Annotated in this window: 13 protein-coding genes; all 13 read right to left on the bottom strand. The window is 47.9% G+C overall.

Features of this window, described 5'->3' with window-relative positions:
- Positions 1-3: 3 nt before the first annotated feature.
- Positions 4-786, bottom strand: a complete 783-nt coding sequence (gene fliR / locus MTR11_RS19700) for a flagellar biosynthetic protein FliR (RefSeq protein ID WP_046875542.1) — start codon at positions 784-786, stop codon at positions 4-6.
- Between the two features lie 8 nt (positions 787-794).
- Complete coding sequence (gene fliQ, locus MTR11_RS19695) at positions 795-1,064, bottom strand: flagellar biosynthesis protein FliQ (protein WP_012841532.1); 270 nt, start codon at positions 1,062-1,064, stop codon at positions 795-797.
- Positions 1,065-1,088: 24 nt separating this feature from the next.
- On the bottom strand, positions 1,089-1,958 hold the full coding sequence (fliP, locus tag MTR11_RS19690; RefSeq protein WP_006741704.1) for a flagellar type III secretion system pore protein FliP: 870 nt from the start codon (positions 1,956-1,958) through the stop codon (positions 1,089-1,091).
- Positions 1,945-2,358, bottom strand: a complete 414-nt coding sequence (gene fliO / locus MTR11_RS19685; protein WP_104969689.1) for a flagellar biosynthetic protein FliO — start codon at positions 2,356-2,358, stop codon at positions 1,945-1,947. The genes fliP and fliO overlap by 14 nt, the downstream gene beginning before the upstream one ends.
- Before the next feature lies 1 nt (position 2,359).
- Entirely contained in the window at positions 2,360-2,770 is a 411-nt protein-coding gene (gene fliN, locus MTR11_RS19680) for a flagellar motor switch protein FliN (RefSeq protein ID WP_012841530.1), read from the bottom strand.
- A 59-nt stretch (positions 2,771-2,829) separates the two neighbouring features.
- On the bottom strand, positions 2,830-3,876 hold the full coding sequence (gene fliM, locus MTR11_RS19675) for a flagellar motor switch protein FliM (protein WP_006741703.1): 1,047 nt from the start codon (positions 3,874-3,876) through the stop codon (positions 2,830-2,832).
- Positions 3,877-3,883: 7 nt separating this feature from the next.
- A complete protein-coding gene (gene fliL, locus MTR11_RS19670; RefSeq protein WP_243328244.1) occupies positions 3,884-4,387 on the bottom strand; it encodes a flagellar basal body-associated protein FliL in 504 nt (167 codons plus the stop codon).
- Between the two features lie 85 nt (positions 4,388-4,472).
- Entirely contained in the window at positions 4,473-6,344 is a 1,872-nt protein-coding gene (locus MTR11_RS19665; protein ID WP_243328243.1) for a flagellar hook-length control protein FliK, read from the bottom strand.
- 183 nt (positions 6,345-6,527) lie between these two features.
- Positions 6,528-6,971: a flagellar export protein FliJ gene (gene fliJ / locus MTR11_RS19660; protein ID WP_012841527.1), complete on the bottom strand. Its 444-nt coding sequence runs from the start codon at positions 6,969-6,971 to the stop codon at positions 6,528-6,530.
- A 6-nt stretch (positions 6,972-6,977) separates the two neighbouring features.
- Entirely contained in the window at positions 6,978-8,297 is a 1,320-nt protein-coding gene (gene fliI, locus MTR11_RS19655; protein WP_006741701.1) for a flagellar protein export ATPase FliI, read from the bottom strand.
- A 3-nt stretch (positions 8,298-8,300) separates the two neighbouring features.
- A complete protein-coding gene (gene fliH, locus MTR11_RS19650; protein ID WP_243328242.1) occupies positions 8,301-9,101 on the bottom strand; it encodes a flagellar assembly protein FliH in 801 nt (266 codons plus the stop codon).
- A gap of 71 nt (positions 9,102-9,172) precedes the next feature.
- Positions 9,173-10,228, bottom strand: coding sequence for a flagellar motor switch protein FliG (fliG, locus tag MTR11_RS19645; protein ID WP_012841526.1), 1,056 nt, complete (start codon positions 10,226-10,228; stop codon positions 9,173-9,175).
- Positions 10,221-11,963, bottom strand: coding sequence for a flagellar basal-body MS-ring/collar protein FliF (gene fliF / locus MTR11_RS19640; RefSeq protein ID WP_006741698.1), 1,743 nt, complete (start codon positions 11,961-11,963; stop codon positions 10,221-10,223). The genes fliG and fliF overlap by 8 nt, the downstream gene beginning before the upstream one ends.
- Between the last annotated feature and the right edge of the window lie 6 nt (positions 11,964-11,969).

Genomic DNA, 11,969 nt, shown 5'->3' with positions numbered 1-11,969 from the left:
ATCTTAGCACTCCAAGCGAATAAGCCGACAAATCTGCGCCTCACCCACTGTCCAGAACATTTCATAATGACTGTAAAGACCAGCCAGTATGTACCAACACAGTAATAGACCCACCATCAACGCAAATGCAAAACCAAGCGAAAAGATGTTTAACTGTGGTGCAGCACGGGTCATTACACCAAACGACAAGTTAATGGTAAGTAGCGCAATAATGCCAGATAGCGACATACTCAGTGCCGTTTGGAACATAATACCAAGCCAGCCTGCCATTTCACGGAAATCAACCGCAGTAAGCGTCCCGGACCCAATCGGCAGTGTTTTAAAGCTGAACACGACCAGTTGCAGCATTTTCAAGTGCCCATCGGTGGCAAGGAAAAACATTGTCGTCAAAAACATGAATAGCTGACCAAGCAATGGCGTGTTCTGACCATTTGCGGGATCAACCATAGAAGCGAAACCCAAACTTGATTGCATACCCAATATTTGTCCCAACAAGACAAAGGTTTGAATCATAAATTGAGTGACCATACCCATCGCAATACCGATGATCATTTGCTCGGCAATGGTCATAAAACCCCGAAACGAGAGCAACTCAATGTCTTGAGGCACTGCAGGGATCGCTGGCATGACGGCAAAAGTGATGGCTAACCCGAGGTAAAGGCGGATTCGTGGTGAGACAAATCGAGCCCCAGTTACCGTCATCACCATCAGCATGGAAGAGATACGAACGTAGGGCCAGAAATAGTTTGCGATCCAATCTAAGACAACGCTAGTGGGGTACTCCATAGGCGCCTCTAATAAAGCACCTGAGGTAAGCGCTCAATCAAGCCATAGAAATATTCCATCAACATTTGCGTCATCCAGTGACCAAATAGCATTAGAGCCAAAAGAGTGACTATCAAACGCGGCAAGAAGCTCAATGTTTGCTCGTTGATGGAAGTCGCAGCTTGGAAAATCGCAACAATAAGGCCGATAAGCAAACTTGGGATGATAATAGCGCAGACCATGATAAGCACCATCCAAAGTGCTTCACGGAAAAGCTCGACAAACATTTCTGGTGTCATGTCTTATCCTCTATCTGCGCTTATCTAAAGGGCGAAACTGCCCGCGAGTGTCGAAAGTATCAAGTTCCAACCATCGACCAATACGAACAGCATCAACTTGAACGGCAACGAAACAATCATTGGTGACAACATCATCATACCCATTGCCATCAGTACCGACGCTACCACGAGGTCAATAATCAAAAACGGCAAGAAGAGCATAAAGCCAATCTGGAATGCAGTTTTTAGCTCCGAGGTGATGAAAGCAGGAATCAACACCGCCATCGACACATCTTCTGGGTTCTCAACTTGCTCTCCTGACATGGTTACAAACGTCTCCAAGTCTTTGATTCGGGTCTGTTTAAGCATGAACGCTTTCATTGGCGCTTGTGCAGCATCAAATGCTTCTCGAGCCGTGACTTGCTCGTTCAAATAAGGCTGAACGGCTTTATCGTTGATTTCGTTCAGGACGGGAGACATAACAAAGAAGGTCAAAAACAGCGCTATACCAATGATGACCTGATTAGACGGCGTTTGTTGCAAACCCATTGCCTGACGCAATATCGACATCACCACAACAATTCGAGTAAACGACGTCATTAGAATCACCATAGCAGGCAAGAAGCCAAGCATGGTCATTAACGCTAGGATTTGTAGCGTAACCGAGTAATCTTCACTGCCATCTGGGTTTGTGGTCATGGTAAACGCAGGGATGCCACCACCACTAGAAACGGACATAGCACGACTGGCGCCAGTATCACTTTGCATCGCCTGAACAGTGACGCTACTTCCATCAGCCAAGTTGTCAGGCAGAGCAGACTCCTCTGCCTCAGCAAACGAAAATGAAGAAAACAGCACGCCGACGAAAAGCAACAACGTGCTCAGGAGCAAACGAATCGGGTTACCCTTTGTCATGTTTTTTGATCAGTTGGCTAAATTGAGTCGCAAAAGCATTGGTCGCCAACTCTTCCTCTTTCAGTGGCTTATCTAACTTGGCTAACGTTTGGATTGATTGGCTGGTAATTCCAACCAAAAACTGCTCTTCACCCACTTGAACTACGGCGATTCTTTCTTTGGTGCCCACTGGCAACTGACTCACAATACGCAAGCCTTTTTGTTGTCCCATCGCCGGCACTTGCATGCGTTTAAGTAGCCAAGCCAACAAAAGAATCACGCCGATCACAAGCACAAGCGAGCCCAGTGTCGTCGCAAGATCCAGATTATTTGGTGCGGCAGCAAATGCATAAGGAGCACTCAGCATTAAGCTCAGTGCTCCAGTGATTTGCGTCAATCGCGTTTTGATTGAGCAGCTCATCTTAACGTAGCTTCTTAATTCGTTCAGTTTGGCTAATCACATCCGTCAAACGGATACCAAACTTATCGTTCACGACCACGACTTCGCCATGCGCAATCAGTGTACCGTTGACTAATACGTCCAATGACTCGCCCGCTAGACGATCCAACTCAACAACCGAACCTTGGTTCAACTGCAATAAGTTCCGAATGCTGATTTGTGAACGACCGACTTCCATCGAAATCGTCACCGGAATATCCATGATGGTGTCGAGTTTACGGCGCTCATCTTCGGTAATTGGGCTTGAAGTGTCTTTTAGCTCTTCCAGTGGCGCGGCCAATACTTCATCTACGTCAACAGAAGGTGCAGACGGGTCTTCGCCAAGAGCGGCTGCCCATTCATCTGCTAGCTTTTGATCGTCACTTGGTTCCATTTTTCTATCCTGTGTTAAGCCTTATTTAATGCCAAAGCATGTCTGTTCAATAAGGTATCTTAATCGTCTATATCGTCTTCATTCTCAAGCTCAGACATGATGTCTTTGCCCAAGAAAGCTAAATCTGTTTTGACTACATGTGGGCGCTCAATTTCCTCAGAAATTTGCACCGCTAATTTGTCTTCCGAACGGCCCATTTTTACGCGATAGGTCGGCAGGTCTTCCACAAACATTGTCGCATGTTCTGGCATTTCAATCGGAATGATGTCACCCGGTTGCAATTCCATGAGGTCACGCAAAGAGATGTCTTTTTCAAGCAAGTTAACGCGGAAGTTAACCGGACAATCCATAATCTCTTCACGTAATGCTGAGCTCCAACGGACGTCTGTCTCCATCTTGTCGGACTGAACACCTGCATCCAACAGTTCACGAATCGGCTCAACCATGGAGTAAGGCATAACGACATGAAAATCACCGCCGCCACCATCGACCTCAATGTGGAAAGAACTCACGACAATCACTTCTGTCGGGCTGACAATGTTAGCCATACTTGGGTTTACTTCAGAGTCGAGATATTCGAACTCCACCCCCATCACTGGCGACCACGCTTCTTTGTAGTCTTCAAATACAATCTTCAGCAGCAGCTGAATGATGCGGCGTTCCGTTGGGGTAAATTCGCGCCCTTCGATTTTGGCATGGAATCGACCATCCCCACCAAAGAAGTTTTCTACCAGAATAAAGACTAAGCGAGCCTCCATGGTGATCAATGCTGTACCTTTTAACGGACGAAAACGCACCATGTTCAAACTGGTTGGCACGTACAATGTGTTTTGGTATTCGCCAAACTTCATCATCTGCACGCCATTGATCGACACTTCTGCCGTTTTACGCAGCATATTAAACAGACTAATACGCATGTGTCGTGCAAAGCGCTCGTTGATAAGTTCGAGCGTCGGCATTCGACCACGTACAATCCTGTCTTGCGACGAGAAATCAAAATTGACGGCACCTTCGTTGTCGTTTTCTATCGGTTCATCGACGTCATCAACATCGTCAACTCCGTGCAATAGCGCATCAATTTCGTCTTGGCTTAATAGATCGGTCACGTTTTACCTATTGAATAACAAAATCTGTAAACAGTACTTTTTCAATCACTGGCTTACCGACCGCAGCGTTTAGCGCTGCTTTGATATCTTCGGAAGCACGATCGCGCAATTCCACTCGTCCCGTTGGAGAACGCAACTGATCAACCGTCGCCGAAGCAAACGTTGATAACAAAGAGCTCTCAATCAGTGGCGAATGGTACCGCGCCAACTCTTCATTCTCTGCGCCGCGAACCATTAACTGCGCTTTAATTTGTACCAGTCTGTCGCGACGGTCCCCAGTAACGTTAAATACAAATGCCTGAGGAAGATTCACGTAGGCAATGGGCGAGGCATCAGATGCCTTCGCTTGAACCTGTTGAGACGCTTCAGCCTGAGCTGGTTCATCAGAGCCCATGAGAAAGATTGCTGCTGCACCACCGCCAAGTAGCAATACCACAACAGCGATTATGATGATAAGTAACTTACCTTTTCCTTTCGGCGCATCGGCCCCTTGTAACTGTTCTTCTGCCATTGTTGTCTCTTATTGTTCTTTTAGGTTACCGAGATGCTTAAGGAAGTCGTTTGGTAACCTTGTATTATTGCCTTTAAACGGCCTGTTATGCGTAAAAGCTAATTCCATCACGCTTTGAAGCCACATTCAAATCCAGATTGACGTCAGCATCAAAGCTCTCTTCTGATTGTCCAGAAAAACCGCTGCCTTGAGCGCTTTGACCATGTTGCTCAGCAGTATACCTACCTTGCTGCTGCCCGCTGTTTTGTTGCTGAACAGAAGAATCAGCCAATTGCATGCCCTGCTGCGCCAACATCTCTCTCAAGCGAGGAAGCGTCTGTTCAATGATGTCACGCGCTTGCGGGTTGTTCACCGTAAAATGCACATTAGCTACATCGTTGTTCATCGTCATACGAATTTGCATACGACCTAATTCTGGTGGATCAAGACGAATATCGAGGTTTTTTAGGTTCTTCGACATCATCATTTGCACTTTTTCCGCCACTTGCTCATTGGCTAGCTCTTTGGTCAGTTGCAACGGAAGCTGAGCTTGCTGCGCGGCATCAATACGCGCTTGTTGCTGCACGTTTGTTCCTTGTTGACCCGCCATCGCCTGAAGCTGCCCTGCTAAACCATGTTGAAGTTCTGGTTTATCTTGCTTATCCGCTGTCGCTTTAAGTGCACCAGCAGCCAATGCGGCATTCACAACTTTCTGGTTAATCTCTCCATCCTTCACGCCTTGAAGCGCAGTCGGCAAATGAGCTGCGGCCAACGCATCTGGCATCGGAGATACTGCGACTTTATCTGCACTCTGAACAGCTTGCGGCTGAGCTGATTGAGTCGCAAAATTAAGGGCTTGCTGAGACATCCCCATAGGCGCAGCCTGGCGAGCCAAATGATGTTGTACTTGCTGCTCGGCGAGAACCTGTTTAACGTCAGTAGGAAGCGCAACAAACTGGGCAAGATCTTGCTCAGGAATATCGGCAATGACCGTCCCTTTTTTCAACCCTTCTATGATCTCAGCTTCCTGCTGAGTCAGTGGTTTTCCCTGCGCCAGTTTGGTATCTATGAGTTCGAGTTCATCCAAGGAAACATGCTGAAGCGCATCAATTTTAGAGCCATCCAAACCCACCTCCAGTGGCGATAGTTCATTGGCAACGTCACCACTGACCATGCCCTTCTCGGTTGGGTGACTGACTTGTTTAGCCAGACCTTGCCAAGTAGCAAACTCAGACGAGAGCTTATCGACATCGATAGGTTGACCATGCTTATCTAAAATTGGCTCTAAGCCTTGCCCGGCCATTGCCTGCACTTGTTCAAGCGATTGAGCTGATGGCATGTCATTCAAAGCAAGTTCATCAATGTCTGTTGTTTGCTCGTTAAACGAGTGCTCTAAACCCGCTCGTTGAGGCAAAACTTTGCCACTATCGATGGATGCATTATTCGCTTTCAAGGTTTGATTCGCTTGTTCAATACGACCAAGCAGCTGTTGTCCTTCACCCATCGCGCTTTTTGCGCCATTAGCAGCTGAAGGGGCGTTCGAGAGTGAACCGACTTTCTCAGTGACATCAGCATCATTTTGCGAGTGCTCGCCTAGTTTGGCTTCCAGTAGGCTTGCTTCATCACTTTGAATGGTGTTCGCATGCTCTGTCAGCATATCGCCAGAGCGGTTTTGCTCTTGATGGCTTTCTTGCGCCAGAAACTCTTCGGCGTCGTTACTGCTCTCTTGAGCCACGTCTGTGACCGTATCTTGGCTATCAGCTTTTCCAGACGAAAGCTTGTTAACCTCGGCACTGTTTTGTTCTTCACCGTTTTGTGATTTCGTTGCTACTTTTTCTGACTTTTGTGAACCTGAAAATGCATCCGTCAAGGTTTCCAAAAATCCCTTGTTCTCCGCGTTTTCTGTAGGTGCTTGTGCGGCAGAGTCAGAAACTGACGTCTTGCTCGTCGCAGAAACATTGGACAAATTCACATTCATATAGAAATTCTCATTATCAGCAGCTTCGAGCGCTAGGCCGCTGCTAAATTGCACACGGTGGCAAATTTAGGTTATTGGGATGATCATCTACAAAGTTATCTGCAAAAATTACGCCAATAACAAGCTCATTGCCGCAGTGACAAATCGAGCGCTATAAGTGGAAGCAACATCAACTTTTAAACATTAAAAAGGCTTCGCTCGACGGCTGTAAAGCAACGTTGAAAACTCATCCATTTGCTTTTGTTCCCGTTTGGCTTCCGCAAGCTGCTTCTCTTTCTCTCGCTTTTCGATCATCCACTCATAGGATTTGCGTTCTTTGCGTACTGTTAACCAGTATTCTTGACAGTTTTCTACCTGTTCTTTGAAATGACTTTCCGCTTGTTTCTGCTTAGATAACGTTTCGTCTAGCTGGGTGAGAAAGCGATTTAAATGCCCATATTCGCTTGCCGTTAAGCCCGCCTGCCCACGGTCGATAAGCTGTTGGCAATAATCAAGGCGATACTTTTCGATTTGCTCAACCTGACGGTAATAATCTTCAAGTTCAGAGCGCGCTTTGTTCAGCGCAAGTACGGCTTGATCTTCACGCTCTTTAGTCTGCTCAAGTAGGAACTCCATCGCATTGTTCATGCGCTATCACCCGCCCAAAATGTTTCTAAGCATGTTGACGCACATATCGTATGGCACCGATTCTTTCATGCTCTGCTGTAAGTATTCGTCTAACTTTGGCTTCAATGTAAACGCGCCATCGATAGCAGGATCGGTGCCCGGCTTGTACGCCCCAATCGAGACCAAATCTTGGTTCTTGCGGCAAATCGACAAGACCTGACGTACCGCTTTCGACATCAGAACATGTTCTTCAGTGGTGATTTGCGGCATAACACGGCTCACCGACTTTTCGACGTCAATCGCAGGATAATGGCCTGCATCCGCCATTTCACGGGACAGCACAATGTGACCATCAAGAATTGCCCGCGATGCATCCGCAATCGGGTCTTGTAAATCATCGCCCTCGGTCAACACGGTAAAGAACGCCGTAATTGAGCCTTGTTCGGCGCTTCCGTTACCCGCACGCTCAACCAAAGCAGGTAGCTTGGCGAACACAGATGGCGGATAGCCTTTTGTCGCTGGCGGCTCACCAACAGAAAGGGCGATTTCACGCTGCGCTTGCGCAAAACGCGTCAAGGAATCCATCAATAACAGAACGTCCAAACCTTGATCGCGAAAGTACTCGGCAATGGTTAAGGCGGTTTGACAGCCTTTCAAACGCATCAATGGTGAAGCATCGGCAGGCGCAGCCACCACGACAGAGCGACGTCGTCCATCCTCACCTAAAATCTCTTCGATAAACTCTTTAACTTCGCGTCCACGCTCACCTATCAGACCGACCACAACAACTTGTGCGGTTGTACCTCGCGTCATCATGCCAAGCGTGACCGATTTACCCACACCAGAGCCGGCAAACAGACCGATACGCTGACCTTTACCTACCGTCAATAATCCGTTAATCGCTTTCAAGCCCACATCAAGTGGCTCTGAAATTGGCTTTCGAGCCAGCGGGTTGATTGGCTCAGCATTAAAAGAGGCGCGATGATCGGTATACAACGGGCCAAGTCCATCAAGCGGATTACCAACCCCGTCAATCACTCGACCAAGCAACTCCATGCCAACAGGCAAGCCAGCGTCACTGGTTAATGGCGTCACTCTAGCGCCAGGCAAAATGCCCGTAATTTGCTCGCTTGGCATCAAAAATAGGTTATCACCTGAAAAACCGACGACCTCGGCTTCCATCTGACCGGACATGGTTTCCACTAAGCATAAACTGCCAATTGGCGCGCGACAGCCTGTCGCTTCCAACGTTAACCCAACCACTCGAACCAGTTTGCCAGAGGCAACTGGGCGCGTCGTTAAGCCTTCAACTTTGTAGTTTCTTAAACGGTCAGCCAATGCTTGCATGGATTATTCACCCTCTTGATGACGGTTTGCACCACAAAAACTGTGCAACACGCTTTTGACGCGCTCTTCCATACGGTAGTTAATGCTTGACTCACCCGCTTCAATTTGGACGTCGCCTCGATTGAGTGATGGCTCAGCAACCAACGTCCAGTTGCGGCAATCCAGGTCTTCTTCGCCGTAAGCTGAGCGAATAATCGCAACGTCTTCTGGATTCAGGTGCAAGGTAATGGGATGACCTGATATTGGCAGCGCTTCAACCGACTGCTTAACCGTGTCTAAAATAATTTGAGGGTTGGTTTGTACTTCGACATGCACGACTTCTTTGACTAAACAGAGCACCATATCCACCAGCTGCTTTTCAACCTGAGCATTCATCAACTCCAAAGGTTGAGTAAACTGATTGGCCAAGTTCATAAAGGTTTCGACTTGCTGCTGAATATATTCTTGACCTGCGGTCACGCCTTCGGCTTTTCCAAGCTCCAGCCCTTCAGCATGGCCCGCTTGCAGGCCTTCTCCTTTGCCTTTTTCATAACCTTGCTTAAAGCCGGCTTCTTGACCTTGATACAAACCTTCCTGATAAGCGCCTTGCTTGATCAGCTCTATCTGCTCTTCGGTTAGCTCAAGTGCTTGCTCTTCTTCTGGCTCTTCAAGATTCGGTACCCAACCCGGGTCATAGTTAAACGCGGTTTGTTTTGCTTGCTTGGCTTTGGGCTCGCCGTAATCAGGCAACCCCCAACGTTGTGGTTCGATCATCGAATCATCTTCATCAGGACGGATAAATCCACGTTTTCTTTCGCCAGCCATGGGTTACCTATTATGTATTCGATTAAGAAGTGAGGGCGCTCCGCAATAGGATAATCGCGGAGCAATAGAGATTATAAGAATTCGTCCGCACCGCCAGACAACATGAGTTCGCCTGCATCGGCCATGCGACGAGCGATCGCCAGGATTTCTTTCTGTGCCGCTTCGACATCCGCCACGCGAACTGGCGGCATCGCTTCGATGTCATCACGCATCATCTCAGCCGCTCGTTTCGACATGTTCTTAAATACCTTCTCACGCAGAGAATCGTCGGCACCTTTAAGTGCTTTTTGCAACACGTCTTGTGGTACATCACGCAGCAATTTCTGAATACCTTGATCGTCCACTTCGACTAAGTTTTCGAAGACAAACATCAAGTCTTGAATTTGCGTCGCCATGTCTTCGTCTTGATCGCGAATCTGTTCCATCAACAAACCTTCGACGTTGTTGTCTAGATAGTTCATGATCTCCGCTGCCGCTTTCAGGCCACCAATCTTGGCTGCTTGAGCGCCAGCTTGACCCGCGAACTGTTTCTCCATGATTTCGTTCAGCTCTGCCAGTGCCGATGGCTGAACTTCTTCAAGGTTGGCAATACGCATCATCAGATCCAAACGCACGCGCTCAGGGAACTGAGACAAAATCTCTGCGGATTGGTCTGCTTCTAAATAAGACAAGACGATGGTTTGGATCTGCGGGTGTTCGTTGACAATGATGCTCGCCACTTGTCGTGGGTCCATCCATTTCAGCGAATCCAAGCCTTTTGAACCCGTACCAAGTAGGATCTGGTCAACCAAGTTGTTGGCTTTGTCTTCACCAAGAGCCGCCACCAGCGCATTACGCATGAAGTCTTCGCTGCCCATGCCGATGTTGGTGTATTTCTGGATGTCCTCCAAAAACGCACGGTGAACGGCTGACACCTTGTCTTGGCTGAGATCTTTCGCCTTAGCCATCGCACTACCCACACGCTGGACCTGTTTTGGCTCTAGGTGACGAATAATGCCAGCGGCATCTTGTTCATTGAGGCTCAGTAGCAAAATTGCTGCTTTTTCTTCGCCAGTAATGGTTGAGACATCCAGCTCAACTGGCATTCCCGCGGCGTTGTCATCTTGAGGTACGATATCGTTAGCCATTGTCATTCATCCAGTTTTTCACTACTTGAGCAGCCAGTTCAGGTTCATTCGCGACCAGAGCGCGAACCGCTTTCAATACATCTTCATCTTTATGAAGGTTTGGCAAATCAATACTTGAACCAAACTCAAACAGTTCGCTGCTTTCAATGTCGCTGCCAATCAGGCTAGTTTCACCATCCGCACCAATAGGCAAGCCGTCTGGTCCGTACATTTCGTCTTCGTCATCACTGGTAGGGTTAAGCAATTTCTTCATTGCTGGGCGAACCAGAACCAACACAACAACGATGATCACTAATGCACTTGCGAACCAACGAACCCAGTCACTGAAGTTAGGGTGCTCCCAAATTGGTGGTTCTTCCAGCTGTTCAGCCTCAGGCTCTGCAAACTTCACACTCAGTACATTCAACAAATCACCACGGCCTTGGTCAAAACCGACCGTACCAATTAAGACTTGGCGAATAGCATTAATTTCCGATTCGGACATCGGGGTATAGGTCACTTCTCCCGTATCTGGGTTGACCTGACGACGGTCCTTAATCGCAACAGAAACTGTCTGACGAGCAACCGTCCCCGTCTGCTTACGCTCATGGCTGATGGTGGTATCAAGCTCAAAGTTACGCGTGGATTCTTTACGCACCGAACCCTGTCCCATGACAGAACCGTCTTTCATCTGAGCCACATCTTGCGGAATAGAGGCATCCGCTGGAGGCTGATTACTTAACGCCCCCGGAATACCCGCTACCATATTGCCGTTATTGTAATCTTCTAATGCGTACTCACTGCGGGTTGCAGGGGTATTGGGATCAAAGCGTTTGCGAGTTTGTTCAACCGCGCTGAAATCCATTTGGATATCGACCTGCGCCGTGTAGTTGCCATAACCTAAAATAGGTAATAGCACTGAATCAATTTTTTCACGCAGCGCTTGTTCCTGGCTACGCTCTAATTCTTGCTCTTTGCGTCGCGCAGCAGAAGCAGGGTCTTGAGAGCCTGAACTGAGCAAACGACCATGCTGATCTGTGACGGTAATGCGGGAAGTTTTCATTCCCGGAACGGCACTCGCCACCATGTCTACGATAGAATCAACTTCTTGCTGTTTGAGGTTCGTACCAGTCGACAGTGTCAAAAATACAGACGCTGATGCTTCTTGGTTATGACGCACAAAAACACTGTGCTTTGGTAGCGCCAATAAGACTCGCGCTTTACGAACTTGCTTCATTTCCTCAATCGCTTGAGCCAATTGACGTTCTCGACTGAGTTTAAGGCGCTCTTGCTCTAAACGTTGTGATACGCCAAAGCCCATATCTTGCAGCAAAATATCATCGCCCGCCTCTGTGGCTTGGTTTACGCCCGAGCGAACCATGCCAAGTTTGATCGAGTTGTATTCGCTCGATTCAACAGAAATGGTATTACCATCAAGCTTGTAATTGATTTTTTGCTGGTCCAGATAATCCAAAACGGGGATCAACTCTTCGGTCTCATACGCTCCAAGCGGGCGCATCTCCGGCTCTTTGACCCAAAAGAACAGCATCACGATCAATGCAACACAGATGGAGATTGACAGCACAAGTACAACTTGACGAAGTAAATCAAGGTCACCCACTGCCATATCAAATTTTGACGCACTGCGCTCCTCTAGATCTGGATTTTGACTCTCCACATCTACGTCGGAACTTGCTACCAGTGCACCATCTGAGCCGCCTTCAGTGACGGTTAAATCTGTAGACTTGTCTGCCACACTTAT

The sequence above is a fragment of the Vibrio sp. CCB-PB317 genome, assembly GCF_022808245.1.
Lineage (GTDB): Bacteria > Pseudomonadota > Gammaproteobacteria > Enterobacterales > Vibrionaceae > Vibrio > Vibrio diabolicus.
Note: the sequence above shows the minus strand (reverse complement) of the source record. Positions and strands in the feature narration are given on the sequence as shown.